This is a genomic window from Rhodohalobacter sp. SW132, assembly GCF_003390325.1.
Classification (GTDB): domain Bacteria; phylum Bacteroidota; class Rhodothermia; order Balneolales; family Balneolaceae; genus SW132.
Genome location: NZ_QUOK01000003.1, coordinates 293174 through 318302 on the forward strand (window position 1 = coordinate 293174; position 25129 = coordinate 318302).

At 47.1% G+C, this 25129-nt stretch carries 17 protein-coding genes and 1 riboswitch; of the genes, 7 read left to right on the forward strand and 10 right to left on the reverse strand.

Annotation, left to right across the window (positions count from 1 at the left end; genetic code table 11):
- Positions 1-116: 116 nt before the first annotated feature.
- Positions 117-695, reverse strand: coding sequence for a DUF2179 domain-containing protein (locus tag DYD21_RS08215; protein WP_116035123.1), 579 nt, complete (start codon positions 693-695; stop codon positions 117-119).
- 496 nt (positions 696-1191) lie between these two features.
- On the opposite strand from DYD21_RS08215, the gene DYD21_RS08220 reads away from it, so the two are divergent.
- Together DYD21_RS08220 and hemG are read left to right on the forward strand one after the other, a co-directional pair.
- Complete coding sequence (locus tag DYD21_RS08220) at positions 1192-1464, forward strand: hypothetical protein (protein ID WP_116035126.1); 273 nt, start codon at positions 1192-1194, stop codon at positions 1462-1464.
- Positions 1465-1651: 187 nt separating this feature from the next.
- Positions 1652-2176 (forward strand): menaquinone-dependent protoporphyrinogen IX dehydrogenase, encoded by a 525-nt coding sequence (gene hemG / locus DYD21_RS08225; RefSeq protein WP_116035128.1) that lies wholly within the window; start codon positions 1652-1654, stop codon positions 2174-2176.
- Between the two features lie 348 nt (positions 2177-2524).
- A riboswitch (TPP riboswitch) is annotated at positions 2525-2629 on the forward strand.
- Positions 2630-2735: 106 nt separating this feature from the next.
- Here hemG and DYD21_RS08230 read toward each other — a convergent pair.
- Both DYD21_RS08230 and DYD21_RS08235 read right to left on the reverse strand, forming a co-directional pair.
- Complete coding sequence (locus DYD21_RS08230; protein WP_116035131.1) at positions 2736-6212, reverse strand: ATP-binding protein; 3477 nt, start codon at positions 6210-6212, stop codon at positions 2736-2738.
- Positions 6213-6215: 3 nt separating this feature from the next.
- The gene (locus DYD21_RS08235) at positions 6216-7505 is read right to left on the reverse strand and encodes a DNA repair exonuclease (RefSeq protein ID WP_116035134.1); all 1290 of its coding nucleotides are present in this window, start codon (positions 7503-7505) and stop codon (positions 6216-6218) included.
- Positions 7506-7551: 46 nt separating this feature from the next.
- Here DYD21_RS08235 and DYD21_RS21000 point away from each other — a divergent pair, with 46 nt between their 5' ends.
- Complete coding sequence (locus tag DYD21_RS21000; RefSeq protein ID WP_158551459.1) at positions 7552-7725, forward strand: hypothetical protein; 174 nt, start codon at positions 7552-7554, stop codon at positions 7723-7725.
- Between the two features lie 378 nt (positions 7726-8103).
- Here the strand turns inward: DYD21_RS21000 and DYD21_RS08240 are convergent, their stop codons facing one another.
- Positions 8104-8490, reverse strand: a complete 387-nt coding sequence (locus DYD21_RS08240; protein WP_116035137.1) for an endonuclease domain-containing protein — start codon at positions 8488-8490, stop codon at positions 8104-8106.
- A gap of 761 nt (positions 8491-9251) precedes the next feature.
- Between DYD21_RS08240 and gltB the strand changes: the two genes are divergently transcribed.
- Together gltB and DYD21_RS08250 are read left to right on the forward strand one after the other, a co-directional pair.
- Entirely contained in the window at positions 9252-13838 is a 4587-nt protein-coding gene (gene gltB, locus DYD21_RS08245; RefSeq protein WP_116035139.1) for a glutamate synthase large subunit, read from the forward strand.
- Positions 13839-13988: 150 nt separating this feature from the next.
- A complete protein-coding gene (locus DYD21_RS08250) occupies positions 13989-15473 on the forward strand; it encodes a glutamate synthase subunit beta (protein ID WP_116035142.1) in 1485 nt (494 codons plus the stop codon).
- Between the two features lie 404 nt (positions 15474-15877).
- Here the strand turns inward: DYD21_RS08250 and DYD21_RS08255 are convergent, their stop codons facing one another.
- The 4 genes from DYD21_RS08255 to DYD21_RS08270 form a co-directional block, all read right to left on the reverse strand.
- Positions 15878-16723 carry an SDR family oxidoreductase gene (locus tag DYD21_RS08255; protein WP_116035144.1) on the reverse strand — a complete coding sequence of 282 codons (846 nt, stop codon included), beginning with the start codon at positions 16721-16723 and terminating at the stop codon, positions 15878-15880.
- A gap of 275 nt (positions 16724-16998) precedes the next feature.
- Entirely contained in the window at positions 16999-18204 is a 1206-nt protein-coding gene (locus DYD21_RS08260; RefSeq protein ID WP_116035146.1) for an acetyl-CoA C-acyltransferase, read from the reverse strand.
- 168 nt (positions 18205-18372) lie between these two features.
- Positions 18373-19251 (reverse strand): glycerophosphodiester phosphodiesterase family protein, encoded by an 879-nt coding sequence (locus tag DYD21_RS08265; protein WP_116035147.1) that lies wholly within the window; start codon positions 19249-19251, stop codon positions 18373-18375.
- Between the two features lie 80 nt (positions 19252-19331).
- The gene (locus tag DYD21_RS08270) at positions 19332-20141 is read right to left on the reverse strand and encodes a carbon-nitrogen hydrolase family protein (protein WP_116035149.1); all 810 of its coding nucleotides are present in this window, start codon (positions 20139-20141) and stop codon (positions 19332-19334) included.
- Between the two features lie 217 nt (positions 20142-20358).
- Here DYD21_RS08270 and DYD21_RS08275 point away from each other — a divergent pair, with 217 nt between their 5' ends.
- Positions 20359-20871: an OsmC family protein gene (locus tag DYD21_RS08275; RefSeq protein WP_116035150.1), complete on the forward strand. Its 513-nt coding sequence runs from the start codon at positions 20359-20361 to the stop codon at positions 20869-20871.
- A gap of 91 nt (positions 20872-20962) precedes the next feature.
- On the opposite strand, the gene DYD21_RS21005 is transcribed toward DYD21_RS08275, so the two are convergent.
- Positions 20963-21133, reverse strand: a complete 171-nt coding sequence (locus tag DYD21_RS21005) for a hypothetical protein (RefSeq protein ID WP_158551460.1) — start codon at positions 21131-21133, stop codon at positions 20963-20965.
- A gap of 42 nt (positions 21134-21175) precedes the next feature.
- On the opposite strand from DYD21_RS21005, the gene DYD21_RS08280 reads away from it, so the two are divergent.
- The gene (locus tag DYD21_RS08280; RefSeq protein WP_147303533.1) at positions 21176-21808 is read left to right on the forward strand and encodes a hypothetical protein; all 633 of its coding nucleotides are present in this window, start codon (positions 21176-21178) and stop codon (positions 21806-21808) included.
- A 151-nt stretch (positions 21809-21959) separates the two neighbouring features.
- On the opposite strand, the gene DYD21_RS08285 is transcribed toward DYD21_RS08280, so the two are convergent.
- The gene (locus DYD21_RS08285) at positions 21960-25061 is read right to left on the reverse strand and encodes an efflux RND transporter permease subunit (RefSeq protein WP_116035153.1); all 3102 of its coding nucleotides are present in this window, start codon (positions 25059-25061) and stop codon (positions 21960-21962) included.
- Between the last annotated feature and the right edge of the window lie 68 nt (positions 25062-25129).

The window sequence follows — 25129 nt, forward strand, 5'->3', positions numbered from 1 at the left end:
AGGAAACATATTTTTACAGTAGCAAGTGTACTCACCAATAACTAAAGAATCATCCTTTGTACCGGACCATGATTACTATCTTATCATTCCATATGTGATCATAGTTTCGCTCTTTGTTAAATACCCTTTTTAAGCTTGAGCATTCTGGTCACCATATCCTGCTTAATAACAGGGTTCTCTTCCAGTTCGGATGTAAATCGTACATCCTCTGCCGAATAGAATGAATCAGGGGCATGTAATGCGATCAAACCGGCCAGTTCCTGCCAGCGACTTCGTTTAGCTATTGTAAAAATTATTTTAACCGGTCCCGATCTCCCAACACCATCAACAGCCACCACTCTGAAACCTGACTCTTTCAGTTTTTCGAAAAGAACTTCTGAATCCTTTAAAGGAATAATTCTGAACAGCTGGACACCCTTTTTCATCCGCTCTTCAATGAACATTCCGATATAAACACCCGAAGCAAAACCTCCCGCATAGGCGACGTAATTCAGCCAGTTATCCAGATTCTGAAAGATCTGTGCGATCACAATAATCCAGATCAATATCTCAATAAAGCCCAGAAGTGCAGATTCAAGTTTGTACCCCTTAGCTACAAACATTATTCGGATGGTGCCAATACTGACATCAATTATCCTTGCAAAGAATATAAAGACCGGTACAAATGCTGCTGGTAAAATTGAAAATTCAATCATATTTTATTGCCGATCATTTTATAATCCGGAATAACATACTGAGTCCACCGACTGTAATCATTTAGCAGGAGTATCAAATACTAATATAACATATACTCCTCTTACCATGTTAATTTTCTGAATCTGAGTTTTTACCTCACTGCAAATGGTTCGCCCGCTCGCACCCAATCTCAATTTCCCTCCTGGAATGAAAAACGATAGAATTATCTACTCAATCACTCATTGACACTCCAAAATCATATTTTTATAGGATATTTTATATTTCACGTTCATTAGAACCCTCACTGCATGCTGTAACGCTGTTCGACATTAGACGTAATCAATCGCATTCAATACTTATACGGATTTTCATGATTTGGGAGTCTCACAAATTATTTTCGTATTGAAGTTCTTGAATCAACAGTAGTGATTCCTTTATGTAAAGTCTCAAACAGATCCCACTATGAATCTGTATAAACCGTTTATCTTACATACAGATTAAGTAAATGGAACTGCTATGGACTCAAAAAATATACATATTAAAGTTAAATTGGATGTTCCTAAAAATACGATAGCATACCACTATTTGCGGGAACAATGGGAGAATGAAGGTGGGGCAATAGGTTGTAATTCTAGGGATGAGTGGATTCCGGCTGATCAAATCCCATTCCGGCCGGGAGAGTATTTTAAAGTATTAACTTGTCAAACAGATGTGATAAATGACGAGCTATTTCTACTCGCAGACATTGAACGGGTAACGGAATTAACTTCCGATCTTGTGCAACACTAACCTAAAACTGTTCCTGCAAAGTTGAATCGATTTTTATCACTCTGATTCGCCAATTTCCATCATTTTACGTTGAGTTTCTGTAAATACGGACTTGATATTAGCCTGAGATCCAAATGGTTAAGCTGCATAATCTATTTGATAACATATAAAAACTGGATAAAGCGGAATATAGATTAAAGTGCAGATTATGAAACTGTTGATTCTATATGCTACTACAGAAGGACACACCCGCACGATTTGTGAATTCCTACGTCATGAAGCTGAAAAAATAGGGTATACCGTAAAGCTAGACGATTTGACTATAAATCAACCATCCTCAGATGATTTCGACACCGTGATTATTGCAGGATCGGTTCATTTAGGAAAGTATCAAAACGCACTGCAGCATTACGTTCAGAAACACCACAAGCTGCTAAACGAAAAAAAGAGCCTTTTTCTATCCGTGAGTCTAACCGCTGCCGCTGATGAACCTGAATCATGGAAAGAGCTACGACAACAGACAAAGGAATTTCTAACTGTAACCGGCTGGCAACCCGCACATATTGAACAGGTCGCCGGAGCACTGCTTTACACTCAGTACAATTTTCTGAAACGCTTTCTAATGAGGATGATCACAAAACGAGCCGGTGGCGATATGGATACTTCAAAAGATTTCGTTTATACCAACTGGGACCAGGTTAAAAGGATCCTGAACACTATTCAGAGCATGTAATACCAATATTATTCATAAGATCATATTCCATTTCAGCCCAGTGGTTAATATCGACTTTAACCCTCACTTACTGATTCGAGATTTTCTTACAGTTGCTTTAAATAAATACCTACAGTTTAATTTTATAAATAAAATATATTTACCCCAGAGAGTTTATTGACAATCTGAATAAAAGAATTTAGAGCACATGTAGATATCGATACTACGGTACTGATATATATTTGCCGGGAAAAACGTCCGCCGGCATTCCTTAGGCTTCATAACTGAACACCCTATGGACTGTGCTCCGGTTCTATTTTATTTATACCGGTAAAGATTTACGACGAATTGGGAGAGGTGATAAATCGAAACCGTGGTTAGGGGTGTTTCGTGATCAAAAACGAAACTGAGATTATACCCTTTGAACTTGATGCCCGGTAATTCGGGACGAAAGGAAAACCACGGCTTCGACCATTTATGCCAATCGATTCGCTATTGATTTATTCACGTCAAATTCTTCAGGATAATCTTCCGGGCTTCTTGCCTTACCGGTTAAAGAGTTGAATAAACTTCACCTTTCTTATCCGATGAACCGCCTCAAAAATATATCGGCTTCCTTACGGGATATCGACAGATTCGAAATCAACGCGTTCAACGCATTTTCGATCATCTCTCTTTGTAGCGGTTCTCTTGTATCAAGATATCCCTGCTCCAACAAATAGTTCTCCAGTTCATCCATTTTATTTGTCCTGAACCCCGAAATCTCACCATTTCTCAGGGCTTCGAGCAATTTTGCCGGGTCACTGTTCAGCTCTTCCAGCTTCTCTGATACCGCATCGATAAAGCTGTCCGATACCGCTCCCGATTCTTCCAGCACCCCCCGGTCAATCGGCCGCGGCCGTCCCTGTCGATAGAGTTTCAGATAACGATCCAGAAGTTCTGCTTTCTCCTCCATTTTCCTGATCTCTTGCTCATCTAACCCTTCAATTATACCGCCCTCTTTCAGGTAGTTTTTAAGGGCTCCCCAATAGTTAATTCCGGATGAAAGCGTGTTATAAAGTAAATCCGGATCGTCCATCAAATACCAGAGATGGAGCTGTTCCGGTTCGTCCGTCAGCGGATTGAAGGGCGGTACATTTAGTTTTTCTCCGTACGCATTGTAACTCAATGAACCTGGCCCGGGTATATCCTGCAGAAGGCTGATTGGCTGCCAGTCGGGTTGAGTGGTTTTATACGTGGCACCGGACCTCTCCCCGGTCAGGTAAAACACCTTGTGGTCATTCATCCCGTTTTGATTCAAATAATTCTCCCACTTAGCCACCTCATCACCCTGGGCAGTAAAATAGAACACCTGTCGCCCGTCACGGCTGATTTCGGTCAGCGCCTCGATGATCGCCTCTGCACGGATGTCATCACTATTGGCCAGCAGTTCATCCGCCAGGATCGGCAGCTTGATAGAAGTCTCCTGCGTCTCCACAAACGCCAGCCTGACCGCCATCAGGAGCTGAATCCGCGTACCGGAGGAGAGTTCATCCAGGCTGCGCCCCTCCTTGTCTACAGTATCATAAGCGCGGAACACCGACTCATCATTCTCCTCAATCCGCAACTCATACCGCCCTTTGGTGATGCGGTTGAACAGCCGGTTCGCCTCCTTAAACACCTTTGGACGATTCTGCTCCCGCATTCGCTCTTTCACCTTGTCCACCAGCAGCCGGCCGGTCAGTTTGGACAGATTCTGCTCGTAGAGGTTCTTCAATCCCTCCACTGCCTCATCCCGTTCCGCAAGTGCTCTTTCGAGCGAATTTCCCGATTTCACGTTCTCCACCCGTGCTTCAATTCGGGCGATCTCCTCCCGCAGATTCTCCACTTTGTCCCCTTCTTCCAGCAATTCTTTTCGATAGGCTTCGGCCTGATCAGCCGTGACCTTCGCCAGCCGATCCTGTTCCTCTTCGTATAGCGAGTGCTCCACGAGTGAACGCAGCTTTTTTTGATACTCCCTCTCCGCAACCTGGTAATCATTCACAATCTCATCGTATTCACCGACCTGATCCACCAGCTTCCGAAGCTGATCTTTCTCACCGGCCGGAATCTCAAACTTGTTATAGATCGCTTTCAAATCCTGCTTCTTCCGGTCGATCAGTTCTTGCTCTGTTTCAATGGCCGTTTTCTGCCGCCCGATCTCTTCGACTGCCCTGCTCCGCTTCTCTTCCTGTTTTTTCAGATTTTTGAAAACCGCATCCGCTTCCGCCGAATCTTCAATCGAAGGGTCTGAATACGGTTTAATCAGGGTCGTCGCCTTCTCTATCTCCTCACCGTATTGATCTCTCTTCTCAGTCCCCGCCTCAACAAGCGCCTTTAGATCTGCATCCGCCGTCTGCCAGTTCTGTACAGCTGTGACATACCACGCAAGCTGACTATACCCAGCTGGCTCCTCAAATGGCAGTTCGGGAATAACTGAGAGACGCTCTTTCAGTTCACCTCCTCTTTTTTCCACAGTTTCCATCCGGCTTTGCAGCTCATTCAGCCTTGACCGGCTGTTCTCCAGCTTCCCGGCGATTCGCTCCTGCCACCGGGCATCCCGCAGTTCCGATATCAGTTCATCCAGCCGCGTTCGGACCTCCTCCGGATTCCATGCCGCAGGCGGATTCAGTCCCGTATTTTGAAAATCTCCGACCCGCACTCGTTCGGTTTGATTATCGCCCTTGTTTCGAAGCTGCATCCATCCGTAAACTGAAAACAGTAAAATCGCAATCAGCCCGACCAATCCAACTTCCGGGATAAAGAACCCGGCCACAGCGGACAGAACCGCCAGAACCACGATCGACAAAATCACCCACGATGGAAACGATCGGCCGGTCGGAACTTCCTTCAGCCAATTGCCCAGCGCCCCGATTCCATCCCGGATCGCTTCAGGATCGTCCAATTCACCGCTCTTCTCCTTCTCAAACTCGCTATTCTCCTGTTCCAGCACCCGCTTATCACTTGCAACCCGGTGAGCTTCCTCAAGAAATCGATCCAGATCACCAACATCCTGCAAGTCCAGTTTCCGCAGCTTTTCAGGATCTGCATCTTCCCCAATTCGTTTCAGTGCTTCCGACCGCTTTTTCTCAAGGGATTTCTGATCCTTTTCCAGACTGGCAATCTCCTTTTCAAGCTCCCCGATTCGCTTGACACGATTCTCCAGTTCATCCAGATCTTTTTCAGACACGCCTGATTCCGGGATGGTCAGTTTACCGAGCCGGTCCCGGCAATCACTGATCACACGATTAGCTGACCGGATTTTTTCCTCTGCATCCGAAATTTCCGATTCAATGCCTTCAACTCTCGACAGCTCTTCGCCGTGTGCATTTTCCAGCACGGACGGGAGTCTCTCTTTTTGATCCCGAAGTTCTTCAAAAGATTGCTCCGCCTTCATCTTCTCAACGGTCAGCTCATAAAATTCAGCCCTTCGAAGAGATTGTTCCGCCTTCTCCCGCTTCAGGTACAGGTCAGTAAGTTTTTCTTCTTCCTCTTTGATCTCTTTTTGTGCCTGCTGGCTCTTTCGCACTGCTTTCTCAGCATCATCAAAACTTTTGAAAACACGAGTATTCTTTGGACTTATATTTGAACTGTACTCCAAATTCTCCGCAGCTTTTTCCGGATCGTATCCCCCCACCGATTCCCGGATAATCTGTTTCGCCAGCTCTTTTCCGTCCGCCGTCAGTAGCTTATGAAGTGCCAGCATATATCGGTTCTGCTCCTCAGCCGCAGGCACCCCGGTAATCTCATCATCTACCCCGTTCCGCTGAACCAGCTTGTGACCAGAATCAACGCGAAGCGTCCAGGGATCGCCATTCATCTCGGCGTGGCCACTTAGTTTAATCCGGCTGGTATCGTTCTGCCAGATCAGCTTTTGGATTGCGTTCGCAGTCGTGCTCTTCCCCGATGCATTCGGACCGGCAATAATGTTGATCCCGTCCGAAAAATCTTCAAAAGGTTTCATCCCTGAAGGGAAACCGGGCATTGTCCCAATCGTAAGGTCTTTGATTCGCAGCGGCTTTTTGGATGAGTTATTCATGGGTTATGCATTTTCCTTTTGTGAAAGAAGTTCTCCCAGGAGCTGACGACTCTCTTTGAGTAAAATATCACGGGCAGATTCATCAGAATCGGGGATCTGTTCATCGAATCGGGAAAGCGGCTGGTAGGTGCCGGAACGGTTTGCACTGCTGATCTGATCCTTCAGATCCATCATCAGTTCCTCTGAAAACTCAGTTGAGTCTCCCGATTCAAGGTCTAAAATCAGTTTTGCGATCATGCCGGGCGGCGTGGGTTGTTTTGCCAGCTCTTCCAGGTTATCAACAACCGGTTCAGCCAGGTTTATCATTTTGCGGACACTCACCACTGTCTCCGCTTCCACCTGCTGCTCCAGCTCATCAGCAAACTGAGACCATTTATCCAGATCGGTCACACTTGGATGCCGGCCGGTCAGCATAATATCACAAATCATGTGTGATACATTCTCAAGCTTCATCACATTTGCCAGAACATAATTTCTCATCTGCTCCAGTACAAGGTTACGGAAATCGGTTTGATGTTCAATGCCGGTCACATCCACCGAAAGCGGCTCGTAACGCACCGGGGAAAGCGGAACCTGTTCAGACCTCACCGTTCTGCCATCGAAAGAAAGCAGGCTGGCACCGTGAATTCCCGGCTCTTTGGCACTCAATGCCTGGGGTGATCCGGGATAGAGAACCAGCGGATCGTGGGCCCGGACAATATCCGGCTTATGGATGTGGCCGATCACCCACGCATGCGGAACTCCGGCCGGGAACCCGGTAAAATCTGTGGGTGCATAATGACTTTTCCGGTCGTACAGATCTCCATGCAGCAGTCCAACGGTGGGAAGATTTGGGTCAAGGTCCAGATTTTGAATCGAGAGCTGCAGCAGCGGATCCTCCATGATATGTTGCTTCGGAAATGACCATCCCAGAACCTGCAGTTTACCCGACCGGGTTTCGATCATTTTGGCTTCCCACTCTCCTTTTTCACCCAGCAGATGAACGTGATTATACTCCCGGTTCCGAATGATATCCGGCAGGACATCAAAATCGTGATTACCCGATACCATCACCACGGAAATTCCTGCATTATCCAGCGTATCAAACCCCTGCTGGAGCGGCCCGATCGCCTCAAAAAACCGGTTATCGCGATCCACCACATCACCAGCCAGCAGCAATGCATCCACCTGCTCCTCGACGGCATATGCCACAATCCGCTCCCACGTAAACTTCACGGAACTTTCACTCAGCGATTTTGACACATTTGACGACTGCTTTCCAAGGTGAAGATCTGCGCTTGCAAGAATTTTCATATCCGGTTTCTGATAAGATGAACGGTTACACACACCCGCCAAGATAATGGTGAGCGGTGACAATATCTGTCACCCCGGGGAAAGTTTTTTAGCAGGGTGCAGGGTGCAGGGTGCAGGGTGCAGGGTGCAGGGTGCAGGGTGCAGGGTGCAGGGTGCAGGGTGCAGGAAACAAGATCGAAAATTGGAAATCGAAAATCAGGGGTATGATCCGGAGCTTTGAAGGAATTACGGATCGTTTTTCAACTAACTGCCCCACTCAACACACCCCTCGGCCTGAAAATCTGCGTGCCGCAGTTTTCAGATCCATTTTCGCTTACGCGGGTAAAAAAAGGAACCCTCTCAAAGAGGGGATTATTAGTGACCTTAGTTTTTATAGGGGCAAAAAAATCTTCTTGAGGCATCTACAAATCCCCTCTTGAGAGGGGACAGATTTTAGAAAGTGAGCGAAGCGAACCTTTCGAAAATCAGGGGTGTGTCCCCGGAGCTTTGAAAGAATCTCAAAACACTTTCCCAGCACCTACCCCATCCACACACCCCTCGCCATCAAAATCGCACTTCGCGCTTTTTGATGTGCATTTCCCCTCTCAAAGAGGGGATTTTAGAGTCCTAATTGTTTTTTCTGCTTGATAACCGTGGCTTCTATAACCCTGAGTACATTGTCAATCTCATTATACACCTCCTCATCCCAGAACCGGATGGTATGGAGTCCAAACGCTTTAAGCTGTTTCTCACGGAGCTCGTCTCTCTCACCTTGTTCATCAAGCAAATGCGTATACCCATCCAGCTCAATCACCAGGTAGAGTTCACTGCAGATGAAATCGACTAAATAGTTACCGACCGGCCGCTGACGATGGAAATCAAAGCCCAACATCTGTTTTCCTTTCAGGTGATTCCAGAGTATAACCTCACTCAATGTGCTGTTATTTCGCAACTCCCTGGCTCGTTGTTTCAATCTTGGGTTATAAGGAATGATAGGTCGTTTCATGTTTTGCTCATTTAATTCATTGTCTATGAGTATGAGCCAATAATCAGTGTTGCCTTACAGTTTTTCCTAAATTAGAAAATAGATGAGGTTAAATTAATCCCCTCTCGAGAGGGGACAGATTTGAGAAAGCCACGCCGACTCCGTGGTCTTTCGAGAATCAGGGGTGTGTCCCGGATCTTTGAATTACGGATCACTTCCCAACATCTCATTACAAAACCCATCCCACCATAAAACTGACTGTAACACGAATAGGTTTATTATAACGAGGGCCTCATCTTGTCACTTTTAATCACTATAATCCTTGATGCCCGGATTGATCTCTCGCTCACAAAATCTCTCAATTCTCTGTTACATTTTTTAAAGATACTTTTTTAATCCCTGCAGAAAATCGCTAAAACCGTGTCTTAAAGGCACAATCTTTAGTTCGTTCAAAAGCGCTTTTCTATAATCAGGCAGTAATTTTTTTATAAAAACTCTATCGCAATCAAATGACATCTTTTGGACGTTTAAGGAGTAGCTACACAAATTTTAGTTTATATAAATTTTATTGTAACGTATTGTTTCTGATCGGGATGAAAATCGGTTTCGATCGATTCTTCATGCTAAAAATAATTTCCGTTTGAAGATCTGTTAACAAAAACAGCTCTTTTTTAATGGCTTGCGGAAACTGTTTACTTAGGTTTTTTTTACCAGTGACGCTTCTCCGATATCTACCATACCAAGCTATATTTAATTTTTTTTAAGCACATATTCTTCTATCGATGACTTTACGTAAAGCTCCAGGAAAACAAGGTCTCTACAATCCCGTACACGAACACGATGCGTGTGGTATGGGATTTGTCGTTAACATGAAAGGCGAAAAGTCTAACAAGATTGTCAGACAAGCCATCACGGTTCTCAGCAATCTTGATCACCGTGGTGCTACCGGCAGTGAGCCGAACAGCGGTGACGGGGCAGGAATTTTACTGCAAATCCCGCACAAGTTCCTCAAACAATCCTGCCAGGGTTTAGGTATTGAACTCCCTGAATCCGGGGATTATGGTGTAGGAATGGTATTTCTGCCGGGTGAACGGGATGATCGTCTCAAATGCGAACGATTGATGGAAAAGATCATCAAAGAGGAAGGTCATGAAATTCTCGGCTGGCGAAAAGTTGCCACCGATAACTCCAAATTGGGGAAATCTGCCCGGGCCAATGAACCCGGCGTGCGTCAGGTTTTCATCAAAAGAGGTGAACAATATACAACGGATCTCGATTTTGAACGCAGCCTGTATATTCTTCGTCGAAGAATTACCAAAGAGATTGACGAAACTGAATATTTCATCAATGAAAAAGAGATTTTTTATATCGCAAGCCTCTCCTCCCGAACGATTATTTATAAAGGGATGCTTACGACCAAGCAGCTCGAGGGATATTACCCTGATCTGCGGGAACCTACCATGGAAACCGCGCTCGCGCTGGTCCACTCCCGGTTTAGTACCAACACGTTTCCAAGCTGGGAACTTGCACACCCCTATCGGTATGTGATTCACAATGGCGAAATTAATACGATGCGCGGTAACCAAAACTGGATGCACGCACGTCAGGCCCGCCTCGAAACCGAACTTTTCGGAGATGAGCTCGAGAAACTCTTCCCCATCGTGCAGGAAGGCGGGAGTGATTCGGAGCGGTTTGATAACTGCCTTGAATTCTTGTACTTAAGCGGCCGGTCCCTCCCCCACGCCATGATGATGATGATCCCCGAACCGTGGGAGAAGCACGAGGATATGGATGACGATCTGAGCGCTTTCTACGAATATCACAGCTGCCTGATGGAGCCGTGGGACGGACCCGCATCCATCGCATTTACGGACGGAAAGGTTGTGGGTGCTACACTCGATCGAAACGGACTGAGGCCATCACGATATTATGTCACCCAGGATGATACCGTTGTTCTTGCATCAGAGGTTGGAGTCCTTAGTTTCCCCCCCGAAGACATTGTGCAAAAAGAGCGGCTTCAGCCCGGACGAATGCTCCTCATCGATACGGAACAGGGACGAATCATTAGTGACGAGGAGATTAAACAGAAGATCGCCACTGAACAACCTTACAGAAAGTGGCTTGATGAAAACCTGGTGAAGTTCGATACCATTGTTAAAGATCCGGATCCAAAAGCGCCGGAAGTGAATCATGAGCAAGTTCTGCACCGGCAAAAAGTTTTCGGCTATACGTACGAAGATCTCAAGATCAATGTGGGTCCGATGGCAGAAAATATGCTGCAGCCGGTCGGTTCGATGGGGAATGACGCCCCGATCGCCGTACTGTCAAACCAGCCTCAGTTGCTCTATAACTACTTTAAACAACTTTTTGCGCAGGTCACGAACCCTCCGATCGACCCGATACGGGAGGAGTTGATTACATCTACTGAAACTCTTTTAGGATCGCAGGGGAATATCTTAAACCCAACTCCACAAAGCTGCCGCCAGATTGAGCTGGAAACTCCGGTGCTGACAAATGAGGAGATCGACACACTCAAAAATATTGATCTGTCAGGGTTTCAAACAACTGTACTGCCAATTCTCTTTAAAGCTGGCAGCGGTGGTAACGGTCTTGAAAAGGCGATGGATAACCTGTTTTCCGCAGCCGATGCAGCCATCGAACAGGGCGCCAATATTCTGATATTGAGTGACCGGGATTTTGATGACAAACAGGTTCCAATTCCCGCTCTTCTTGCCGTTTCCGGGCTTCACCATCACCTGATACGTACCGGCCAGCGCACCGAAATCAGCATTGTACTCGAATCGGGCGAGCCAAGGGAAACCCACCACTTCTGTACCCTGCTCGGATATGGTGTGGATGCGGTGAACCCCTATATGGCATACGAAAGTATTCACGACCTGATCCGGGAAGAACTGCTTGAAGATATTTCGTTTGAGAAAGCCGTGAAGGGGTACAACAAAGCGGTTGTGAAAGGTATTGTGAAGGTGATGTCCAAGATGGGAATCTCAACCATCAAATCGTACCGCGCTGCGCAAATTTTTGAGGCGCTTGGAATCAGCCAGAAAGTGATCGACAAATATTTCACCTGGACCGATTCCAGAATTGAAGGAATCGACCTGGACATTATCGCAAAAGAAGCTCAAATGCGTCACGATCACGCCTATCCGGAAACCCAGGTGAATGGTCAGGTTCTCGATGAAGGCGGCCAGTACAAGTGGCGGAAAAAGGGGGAATATCACATGTATAACCCCGAAACGGTTCATCTTTTGCAGTTTGCCAGCAAAACAAATGATTATCAACTCTACAAAGAGTATGCAAAACGGCTTGATGATCAGTTTGATCCCCCACCTACACTTCGCCACCTGATCGATTTCAATTTTGAACAAGAGCCGATTTCGATCGATGAGGTTGAATCTGTTGAATCAATCTGTAAGCGATTTAAAACCGGGGCGATGTCGTACGGCTCCATCAGCCGGGAAACGCATGAAGCCCTTGCGATTGCGATGAACCGTCTCGGTGGAAAAAGCAATAGTGGTGAGGGTGGCGAAGAGTCAGAACGCTATGTACCTGATACCAATGGCGATTCGCGAAACAGTTCCATCAAACAGGTGGCATCGGGACGATTTGGTGTAACGAGCGAGTACCTGAACAGCGGCACCGAAATCCAGATTAAAATGGCACAGGGAGCCAAGCCGGGCGAAGGCGGGGAACTGCCGGGCCGAAAAGTCTACCCGTGGATAGCGAAGGTCCGATATTCAACTCCGGGGGTTGGTTTGATTTCCCCTCCGCCCCATCATGATATCTACTCCATTGAAGATTTGGCTCAGCTGATTCACGATCTGAAAAACTCTAATCGCAGGGCGCGAATCAACGTGAAACTGGTCTCCTTGGTCGGGGTCGGGACGATCGCAGCCGGGGTTTCCAAAGGCCATGCGGATGTAATTCTGATCAGCGGTCACGATGGCGGTACAGGCGCATCACCCCAAACCAGTATCAAACATGCCGGTTTGCCGTGGGAACTTGGCCTGGCGGAAACGCACCAAACCCTCGTCTTAAATGACCTCCGCAGCCGGGTTACCCTCGAGGCGGATGGCCAGATCAAAACCGGACGTGACATCGTAGTTGCCGCCCTCCTGGGTGCTGAAGAGTATGGATTTGGTACCAGCGCACTGATTACCCTGGGCTGTATTATGATGCGTGTTTGTCATTTAAATACATGCCCGGTTGGTATTGCGACGCAAAATCCTGACTTGCGCCACAAATTTAAAGGAGATCCTCAGTATGTAGTGAATTTCATGAAATTCATCGCGCAGGATGTTCGGGAATATATGGCTAAACTTGGGTTTCGCACGATCGATGAGATGATCGGCCAGTCTGATAAGCTAAAACAGCGGGAAATCACGCACTGGAAAGGAAAACACCTTGATCTCTCGCCGGTTCTGTTCAAACCTGATGCTCCCGAGGGTGTGGGTATCCGGCGTTTGATTGAGCAGGATCACGGGCTGGACAACGCAATGGATATCCAGACACTGATGGACATCTGCGAACCGGCACTCTCTAAAAAGAAACCGGTGCGTGCCCGGCTTCCGATTCAAAACATTAACCGTGTGGCAGGAACCATCATCGGTTGTGAAGTGACAAAACGGTACGGCCCCGCCGGACTTCCGGAAGATACCATCCACCTGAATTTCAATGGATCTGCCGGACAGAGTTTCGGTGCGTTTGTTCCTAAAGGGATGACGCTGGAACTGCAGGGCGATGCAAACGACTATTTCGGAAAAGGACTTTCAGGCGGTAAACTCATTCTATACCCCGATGAGGGTATACGGTTCAAACCGGAAGAGAACATCATTCTTGGGAATGTCTCGTTTTACGGAGCTACCAGCGGTGAAGCCTACATTCGTGGAATGGCCGGTGAACGTTTTTGTGTGAGAAACAGCGGTGTGAACGCCGTGGTTGAAGCCGTGGGTGATCACGCATGCGAATATATGACAGGCGGACGTGTGGTTGTTCTCGGCTCAACAGGACGTAATTTTGCAGCCGGGATGTCCGGCGGTATTGCCTATGTCCTGGATCTGCACGATCGGTTTGAGAAAAACTGCAATAAGGAGATGGTCAGCCTGCAGCGGCTCAGTGACGAAGATGAAATTCAAAACGTGAAAAAGATGATTCTTAATCACGGTGAATATACTGACAGCCACCTGGCCTGGAAAGTATTAGCCAAGTGGGAAATGTTGCAAGATAAATTTGTGAAAGTGATGCCGAAAGATTTTGAACAGATGCAGATCTCGATCGCCAAAGCAAAGAAAAACGGGGCTGATGACGAAAAAGCAGCTATGGATGCATTTCTCGAAAATAAAGCCGTATAAGCAACATGTAATGAGTTTTTTAAAGAGTGTCCCCCATTCCCAACAGGGATTCCTATGAGAAAAGAGGGATTTTTAGCCTGATTTTCAGACACTCATACTTGGAGTATTTAACAACATTATTTTACAGTAACCTTTTAAGCAACTAACATTATGGGTAAACCCACCGGATTCATGGAGTTCGACCGAAAAACAACTCCTTACCGAGAACCTACGGAACGGATAAATGACTGGGAAGAATTAAACCTGAAAATGCCCGAGGAAGATCTCCGTGAACAGGGCGCGCGGTGCATGGATTGTGGTATTCCGTTTTGTCAGACCGGCGGCGATTGGGGAGGAAAATCACTCGGATGCCCCATCTACAATCTAATTCCCGAGTGGAACGACCTTGTCTATCGCGGTAAATGGAAAGAAGCCCTTCAGAGATTACATAAAACCAACAACTTCCCTGAATTTACTGGACGTGCCTGCCCTGCTCCGTGCGAAAGCTCATGTGTTTTAGGGATTACCGATCCACCCGTAGCCATAAAAAGTATTGAACAGGCCATCATCGATCGCGGTTTTGAAGAGGGATGGGTTGTGCCTAATCCGCCGGATCAGAGGACGGGTAAAACCGTAGGAATTGTAGGCTCCGGGCCGGCCGGACTCGCTGCAGCTGCTCAGCTCAATAAAGCGGGTCATAAAGTAACGGTCTATGAGCGTGCCGACAGAATCGGGGGATTGTTGACGTATGGAATCCCGAATATGAAACTCGACAAATCTGTCGTTCAGCGCAGAGTAGATATTCTTAAAGAGGAAGGAATTGAGTTTGTCGTGAATACCGAGATTGGAAAAGATATACCGGCTACAGAACTTCAAATGAAACATGACGCCCTGGTTCTGGCCGGCGGTGCAACAAATCCACGGGATCTACCTATTGAAGGCCGGGAACTAAACGGCATTCATTTTGCCATGGAATTTCTGCACGCTGATACCAAAAGCCTGCTCGATTCCAATCACGAAGATGAAAACTTCATCTCTGCAAAAGATAAGCACGTTATTGTCATCGGAGGCGGAGATACGGGAACCGACTGTGTGAGCACCTCACTCCGTCATGAGTGCAAATCACTTACGCAATTCGAAATCTTACCAAAGCCGCCAAATGAGCGATCCGAGGGGAATCCGTGGCCCGAATGGCCCAATGTATATAAACTGGATTACGGGCAGGAAGAGGCGCGCAAAAAGTACGGTGATGATCCCCGTGAATATGAAGTGATGACCAAAAAATTCGTAGAAGATGGAAACGGAAATGTAAAAGAACTGCATACCGTACAGGTAAAATGGGAAACAGGCAACAACGGCAGAATGAAACCTGTTGAAGTTGAAGGCAGCCATAAAGTCTGGAAAGCCGACCTTGTGCTACTGGCGATGGGATTTTTAGGTCCTGAGAACCCGGTTCTTGAACAACTTAAGGTTGAACGGGATGATCGAAGCAACGCTAAAGCTGAGCACGGTGCTTACGACACGAACGTGGAAGGCGTCTTTGCTGCCGGTGATATGCGCCGGGGCCAAAGCCTGATTGTCTGGGCCATCAACGAAGGCCGCGGGGCAGCACGCGAATGCGACCGATGGCTGATGGGCAGTACGGAGCTTCCTTAAAAAATATCGCATTATAACTACGAAGGACAAGAAAACACGAAGAGTATTCAGTTCCTCTGTTGTGCTTTGGAACTGTCATATCTTAGCGCTTTCGCGCCACTGCGGTAAAATATAAGGCTGATTTATTTGATTAAGCTTTTAATCATGTGTATCAGCCGTACAATGATTTACCACGAAAGACGCGGGGCAGCACGCGAATGCGACCGATGGCTGATGGGCAGTACGGAGCTTCCTTAAAAAATATAGAATTATAACTACGAAGGACAAGAAAACACGAAGAGTATTCAGTTCATCTGTTGTGCTTTGGAGCCGTTATATCTTAGCGCCTTCGCGCCTCTGCGGTAAAAATCTACTTAATACACTTCGTGTACCTTAGTGTCATTGTGGTTTCCCCTGATTTGAACTCAACCTTTCATCTTCTTGAAAATCGATTTTAACTGCTGGCGGTCCATCATCGAGTCAATAAAGTTAAACTGACCAGCTGAAAGTTTTTCACCTCCATCAATTGTCACCGATTCCCCGGTGATGTATGGAGCCAAACTACTCATCAAAAAAGCAGCCAGGTGGGCCAGCTCTTCCTGATCCCCATACCGTCCCGCCGGAATTTTACTGAGATATTTCTCTTCGAATGATTTATCCGGGAACAGGCGTGTCCAGGCTCCCTCCGTGGGAAACGGTCCCGGTGCAATTGCGTTGACGCGAATCCCGTATTCCGCCCATTCGAATGCGAGCGACCGGGTCATGGCAAGAACGCCCGCTTTGGCACATGCAGATGGAAGCACAAATGCGGACCCGGCATCTTCCGCATAGGTTGTTACAATATTCAGAATATTTCCTTTCTTCTTTTCTTCAATCAGCCGGTTTGCAAAATGGTGCGTACAGTTAAACGTTCCGTGCAGAACAATATCCACCACGGCTTTAAATCCGCCGGGTGACAAATCCTCAGAAGCACTCAAAAAATTACCGGCCGCATTGTTCACAAGGCCAGTAATCTGTCCCAATTCCGAGGTGAGTTCATCGAACATATCACCGACCTTTTCATAATTTCTTACATCCGCAACGGAATACCTGATTTCTGTTCCATGTTTACGAAGCTCTTCAACTGCCTTCTCAAGTTTATCCTCTGTTCGACCGCAGATGGCAACCGATGCTCCCAGTTCAGCAAATTTATGCGCCATCGCCAGGCCGAGTCCGCTTCCGCCGCCGGTTACAAGTATGGTTTCGTTTTTCAGGGTGTCTTCTTTAAACATAGTTTGTGGCTTAAGCGATTTAAAATTGTTAAATGGGCGTGGAAAAATCCCCTTTTGAGTGGCTGTAAAAAAATAATGTATCAACACTTGATAAGAATTAGTGAAATTCACCACGAAGCCACGAGGGCTCGAAGATTCACGAAGTGGATTCAATGATTTTTAAACTTCGTGTACCCTCGTGGCTTTGCGTCTTCGTGGTAAAAATAAATGGCCGATATCTTTGATTAAGTTTTTGCTCACAGCCTCATAAGAGGGGGATTTTTAACGATTCAATACTACATCCTCTCAAAAATTCCGGCTGCCCCCATGCCTCCGCCCACGCACATCGTCACCATACCGTATTGTTTATCCAGACGCTTGAGGTCGTGCAGGATCTGCGTTGTGAGTTTCGCACCTGTGCAGCCGAGCGGATGTCCCATCGCGATCGCACCGCCGTTGATATTTACTTTATCGGGATTCAGATCGGCCTGACGAATCACCGCAAGAGCCTGGGCGGAAAATGCCTCATTCAGTTCAATCAGGTCGATATTTTCCAGATCCAACCCGGTCTGTTTTAACACTTTCGGGATCGCTTCTACCGGCCCGATTCCCATCAGTTCGGGAGCCACTCCTGCGACGGAAAATCCATGGTATTTTGCAATCGGCTTCAATCCAAGGTCATTTGCTTTCGAGCGGGTCATCACCATCACCCCAGCTGCCGCATCGTTCATTTGTGATGCGTTACCGGCCGTAACCGTGCCGCCCTGCTTAAACACTGCCCGAAGTCCGCTCAGCGCTTCAAAACTGGAATCCTTTCGCGGGCCTTCGTCTTTGTTAAATGTAAATCTGTCATTCTCCATTTCACCGGAAGCGGTGACATATTTATGCTCCACCTCAACCGGTGTGATCTGCTCATCAAAATATCCGTTTTCCCAAGCATTTACCGCTTTCTCGTGACTCTTCAAAGCAAACTGATCCTGATCATTGCGGCTCACATCATATTTTTCCGCAACATTTTCAGCCGTCAGTCCCATGGTGATGTACACCTCTGGGCGATCTTCGGCAAGTTTTGGATTCGGTTGAAATGAGAGTCCTCCCATTGGAACCAGGCTCATACTTTCTGCACCTCCCGCGATAATAATCTCCGCCCCTCCGGCAAGTATTCGTTCAGCCGCCATCGCGATCGTCTGGAGTCCGGATGAGCAGAATCGGTTGACGGTCATGCCGGGAACAGAATCCGGCAGCCCGCCCAGAAGCGCACTTTGCCGGGCCATATTCATCCCCTGCGAACCTTCGGGGAAGGCACATCCCACAATCACATCATCAATCATGTGCGGCTCCACCCCGGATGAGTGGTTCAGAAGATCTTTAATCACCTCCCCCATCAGGCTGTCGGGACGCGTAAACCGTAATGACCCTTTATTCGCTTTACCGCACGCTGTACGTTTAGCGGCAACAATTACAATCTCTTTCTCTGCACTGTTTTTGCTGTGATGATTCATGATGGATACGTTTTAAAGCTTAAAATTCAGGGTAGAATAATCGATGGAAACGCTTTTCCAGAATACTAAAAGAATATCAGAAATAGAAAGTCTCTTGGTTGTTGATTTGATTTACATCAAATTATTCACAAAATGATGTGTAATTGTAAGTAAGGTATATACCCGGTTTCACGGCGCCCTATTCGGATAATCGGTGATGATACCATCCACTCCCAGTTCAAGCAGACGAATCATCTCCTCGGTTTCGTTGATGGTCCACGGAATGATGGTCATGCCCTTCTCATGAACTTCGGCCACCAGATCAGGGGTTACCAGTTCATAATGCGGACTCCAGATTTCGGGCTGATACCCCAGGATCTCCACATACCGATCTATGGTCTGATCTTCCTCATACACCAGCATCGCCTGTACTACATCCGGATCGATCTCCCGCATAGCGATGAGTGTTGCCGGATCGAATGACTGGATAATCACCCGGTCAAGGATTTCAAGTTCCGCAAGTTCGTCATAAAGAAGACGGGAAAAATCTTGAGGCTGAGGCCCGTAAACGCCATACCATTCGGGACGGCTTTTTGTCTCGATATTGTAATAAACCGGTTCAAGTCCATTTTCCTCCACGTACTGTTCAATGGCAATTATAGCGTCCCTCATCAGCGGTTTTGTTGCTTCCATCGGTTCCTGCTCTGGGAATCCGGCATGTCCGCGTTTACCAACATCATATTCACGCGTTTCTTCATACGTCATTTCATAAATATTTAACTCCATCTGTTCTTCTTCGGTTACCGATGTTCCATCTGGTTTAGTACTGATGTTGTGATCGAACCAGGGCTCATGGGAGATTAGAATCCGGTTATCTCCTGTGACGACGAGATCGAACTCGATGGTGTCCACTCTATAATCGATCGCTTTCAGAAAACTGGGGATGGTGTTTTCCGGAAGAAGTCCGCGAGCCCCGCGGTGCCCCTGTAAATCGTAATCGTATGTTATCTCTTCCATGGTGCAGGCAGAAAAAATCAGTAAAGCGAATAAGGTTAGGAATGCTCGCATGTTTTGAGTCTTTTGGATTTGGAGTCAACCCGAAAATAGATGATTCTATGTTAACACACGATTAATTTATCGATCAAAGATCAAACCCTTCGATGCTGCAATGACGGGAGTTTACGCCGTACTTCCCGCAGATCGTCCATTCGTATTTCTGCAGTGATGAAACCCGGTTTTTCGTTCGCTTCAGCCATTACTCTCCCCCACGGGTCGATGATTATAGAGTGCCCCCAGGTGCACCTCGATTCTCCATGAAGTCCGGCCTGTGCCGGGGCGATCACGTAACAGGTATTTTCAATTGCACGGGCTCTCAAAAGCACCTCCCAGTGTGCATCGCCGGTGGGCCGGGTAAATGCAGCGGGGACTGTAAGGATTTCGGCACCATTTTCTGTCAGTTTTCTGTAAAGTTCAGGAAAACGGATGTCATAACAGATCGAAAAGCCGATTGCCGGCAGATTTTGACTCTTGAACACCACCGGTTCACTCTTCCCGGGGCGCACCGTATCCGACTCCCGGTAGATCTCATCTTTTGAAACTTCGACATCAAAAAGGTGGACCTTATCGTACCTGGCGGCTATAGATCCATCCGGCAGAAAAAGGGCACTGCGGTTGTAAATTTTACCTCCTCCTGCAGAAGCGGGATATCCTCCGCCAAGGATGGCTACATTCAGGGATGATGACCATTCCGGAAGCAAGGTTTCAACGGATTCGGCAATCTCTGCGGAACGTTTCAGTTTCATTTTTTCATCACCGAAAAAGGCAAAATTCTCAGGCAGGCAGATGAAAGTTGCCCCCGCATCTGCGGCTTCCTTAACCAAAGATTCGGCCGCCTGCATACTGGCCGCAATATCGGGCTGACTATTAAGCTGAATGGCTGCTGCTGTTATCGTTTCCATGTTCTGTTTTGGATTATTTTCATTACTGATGAAGCTTTTTCCGTTTAATGATAACGAAATGTTTGGATGGATGATGAAGAGATGTAGTAATAAAAGCAGCTGATCATTTATGACCAAAAAAAATCATTCAATAAACAACCTTGTGCATTCCGATTTTCGGTTCATCCTCCCTACCTTTAGCGAAACAGATTGAAATCATACAAACTTATCATAACCCATGGATTCCAATAAACTTCGCGAACTTCAGGCTCCGCTAAAATCACAATATAAAGATTCTCCTGAATCTGCCATCATTACCCTTTCTTCAGAGGGGAAAATCGGAGATGGGATAACCTGCAAGGTCGACACAGGAAAAGCGATGGTAGAAGCGGGACTTCACCCGGCAACCGGCGGTGATGGCCTTGCTGCCTGCTCCGGGGACATGCTTCTCGACGCACTTGTTGCGTGCGCGGGTGTGACGCTTAATGCAGTTGCAACAGCAATTGGGGTTTCGCTTGGCGAAAAAACACACGTTACGGCTGAAGGCGATCTCGATTTCCGGGGAACGCTTGGTGTCTCAAAAGAAGCACCGGTTGGGTTTAAAGAGATCCGGCTAACTTTTCATCTCGATACCGACGCGGAACAGGATCAGATCGACTCTCTGATTAAGCTTACCGAACGATACTGCGTGGTTTTTCAGACACTGAATGTGAAACCTGAGCTGGTTACGGCGAATAAAGTGATTGGGTGAGCACTTAGCGACCTGCAAGACCGCGAACGGTAGTGAGCTGCTGGCAGAGTCGCGATCAGATTATGAACGCCTCCACCGGAGATCCACCATTTCACAACTCTGCCAGGTACTCCGCGATGCTTCGTGCTCTTGCAGGTTGTTTATTCCATACGACCTGCAGAGTGGCGAACGGCAGAGAGCCTCCTGGCAGAGTCTCAAGCAGTCTTAAAATATCTAAAATCCTCCCTAACTCATTTTTGATTTGAATTAACTTCACCATCATTTTATTTTCACATCAACAAGAGAAAATAAAATGGAGAGAAATGTGGAACCACTTGAAGAGGGGCACTTTTATCATATCTACAATCGGGGCGCTGGTAAAGCTTCAATCTTTTTTACTGACCAAGATTACAATCTGTTTATTGAAAAATATTTCTATTACCTGTATGTGCCAGCAGAGACATTTGCGTGGTGCTTACTAAAAAACCATTTTCATTTACTCATTCGTGTTAGAACAACAGAGGAGCAATTTCAGACATTTAAAACACTAAAACCCCACTTTCCTGAGAAATCATTTTACGGAGATAAATTCAGTTCACCGAAACCTTACTTAGTCTCTCAGCAGCTCAGCCACTTGTTCAATAGCTACACCAAAACCATTAATTTGAAAACAAATAGAAGTGGAACATTAATAGAGGGAACATTCAAGAGAAAGAAAATTAAGGACGAAGATCATTTTCTTCACATTGCTTGCTATATCCACCGAAATCCAATTCATCATGGTATCTCAGCTAACTTTTCAGATTATTCCCATTCATCATACCAACGTATACTTTCAGGTGACCATCCTTTTGTTGAAAGTAAGAATTTAACACAGCGTTTTGGTGGAATAAACAATTTCATTGAAGCCCACAGTGAGTTTAAACACAAGTTGGGTGATGAGTTTTATTTAGAGTAAACCAGCGACCTGCAAGACCGCGAACGACAGTGAGCTGCTGGCAGAGTCGCGACTGGTTGCTAGGGCTTTATTGGGTTTCATTCCCCAAATCCACAACTCTGCCAGGTACTCCGCTTCGCTTCGTACTCTTGCAGGTTGTTCGGTCTGCGGGTTACTTACTCATCTCATTAAGGCTTTTTTCCACCCATTCGCGGCGCTGTTTGGATATCCCGACAACAATGGCGGGAACAACGAACAGGGTAAGTATAGTCGCAAATGTCAATCCGCCAATAACCGAACGGGCGAGCGGACTCCACGTTTCCGCGCCGGCACCGATTTCAAGAGCCAGGGGAATCATCGAAAAGATGGTGGTTAGTGCGGTGAGTATAATAGGACGCATCCTGCGCTTACACGCCTGCAGAAATGCAACCAGGTACCCTTTATCTGCGCGGGCAATTTTACCTGTATATTGATGAATGTAATCCACAAGTACAATCCCATTATTCACCACAATACCAACCAGGATGACAATTCCGATATAAGCCGGGACACTGAGTGATGTGTTCGTAATAAACAGGAACAACAGCGATCCAAAAAAGGCCAGCGGAACGGTAAACATAATGATAAACGGATCTCGCAGATTCTCAAAAAGCGATGCCATCACCATGTAGGTTAACAGCAGGGAAAACATAAATGCAATTAACATTTCACGAGAGCTTTCATCAGCACTTTGCGTAGATCCCGTGAAATCGTACCGGTAGCCATCCGGCATAACAATATCATTCTGCAGAATTTCCTGAATTTCTGCCCGGTGCTCCATAAAATCACCCCTCACATTGATAGTAAGATCGATATAAACTTCCCGGTCTCTTCGCGATATTCGACTCAAGCCTTGAGTAAGCTGAAAATCACCGACACCGAGAATTGGCACACGAACATCGTCGGTCTGAAGCACATCAAGCGCGAAAAGATCTTCCCTGTTTTGAAATCGGTCGCGGTCATTTCTAACCTGTATCGGGATTTCTCTCCCTTCCTCCCTGAAAAATCCGGCACGGGTTCCCCTGGCCTGCGTCCCGAAAGCATTCGCTATTTCGTTCGCACTAACCCCGCCAATCCGGTTGATCCGTTCCCTGTTCAGGGCATAGTGAAGTTCGGGAGTTGGACGATTTCGGTTGGTTGAAACAGATACCACATTGGGATTCTCTTTCAGTCGCTCTTCAATGCGAACTGAAAATTCCTGAAGCACATCTACATCAGGCCCGATCAGCGTCAACCGGACTCCCCGGCCACCCCATCCTCGTCCGGTTGGGATACCACCGCCGCCACTTTCCTGCACCTCCAGGTCTACATCAGGTGTTTCCAGCATCTCCTGAGTCTGCTCAATGATATCCTGAGTAGTGCGTGTTCGCTGCCTGTGGTCAACCAGGAGCACCTTCATTTCGCCGAGGTTCGACTCACTGCTCCAGCGCTGCCGCCCGATACTTGTAATTACAGTTCGGACCTCATCAAGCTCCAGCAGCTGATCCGTGTAATCCCGGAGTGATGTAGCCGTGTTATAGAGTTGATTTCCGGCAGGAAATGTTACCCGAACGGTATACTCCCCGCTGTCGCTTTCAGGAAAAAATTCACCCGGAATGGTTCTGAACAGAAATACAGACCCTATGATAATGCCCACCACAAATAGTGCGACCATATACTTCCGGTTCAAAATCCAGAACAGAATTCGGCCATAATTTTGCTCCACTGCATGAATTCCGCGAAACATAAAACTCTTGCGGTTAAATTCTTCCCGCTTAAGCATCAGAGATGCCAATACCGGGATAAGGATGATGGATGCCAGGTAGGAGCTTGTAATGGCAATGGAGATGGTTAAAGCCAAATCACGGGTGATGGTGCCCGTAACACCGCTAACGGCAAGAATTGGCACAAAAACTGCCAGGGTGGTGAGCGTGGAGCCCAGCAGTGCGCCCGCCACTTCATTGGTTCCTTCCAGGGCGGCCTGCATTCGTTTCTGACCGCTCTCCAGTTTGTTGGCGATACTTTCTGATACCACAATGGAGTTATCCACCAGGAGACCGATGGCAAGCGCCAATCCTGTAATGGAGATGATATTCAGACTGATATCGAGAAAATACATCGCGGCAAAAGTGGCCGTCAGCGAAACGGGGATACTCATAGCTACAACAAACGCGATGCGCCATCCCCCCATAAAAATCAATAAAATTAAAATCACAACGATGAGAGCAATCAGTGCTGACTGAGCCAGATTGGATACTGAATCCTGGATGAATTGCCCCTCATTGCTCAGTACCTGCAGCGTTACGCTGCCAGGCAGGTTATCCTGAAACGCACTGATTTGATAGAGCACTTCCTCGGCTACATCAAGAGTGTTGGCATCCGACTGTTTCTGAATCTCCACCTTCACGCTGTTTCTGCCGTTAACCTCTTCGAGCGAATTGATATCGGCATAGGTATTTTCAACCCGGGCCACATCGGATACCCGAACGGGGATCCCGTTTTCAGAGATCGTAACGATGGTGGCTGCAATCTCCTCTATCGATGAGTAGATAGCCTCAGCACGAATGCTATAGCTGACCCTGTCGGCCACAAGGTTTCCAATTGGCTGATTGACATTATTGCTTTGAATAGCACTGACAACCTGTGACGGAATGATCCTGTGCCGGGCCATAGCGTCGGGATCAAGTGTTACATAGAAATTTCGTTCCAATCCTCCTCTCGTATCGGCCGCAGCAACCCCCGGAATTCGCTCCAGGCGTGGTTCAATAAAGTCGATAGAAAGCTGGCGCAGTTCGTCCAGACCCATGGCGCTGGATTCCACACTAAGCTCCATGATGGGGGAACTATCCGGATCAAACTGAAAAATCACGGGATCATTCGCTTCTGAGGGAAGCTGGGGACGAATCCGGTCGATTGCCTCACGGATTTTCATTTCCGCCTGCTGAATATTGGTGCGCGGATCCATCCTCAGAATGATAAACGCCCCGCCCTGGCGCACATTCGATTCCAGGCTATTGATTCCCTCAACCCCCATGATGGCGCCCTCAATGGGTTCCACAACCAGGCGCGACATATCATCTGGTGCCACATTCTGGTAATTTACCGATACGGCAAGCACCGGAATATTGAAAGCCGGCATCAGGGTAACTTTCAGGTTAGCCAGTGAAAACAGCCCAAACCCAACAACGATAAGAGACATCATAAACACCGTTACCGGGCGCTTCAGAATTCGTTCTGTAATCGTAATTTTTTTCATATCCTGTACCGGTTATGTCTATCAGAACTACTTGAGAAATCCACACCTGCCGGGTTTCGCAGGTGCGC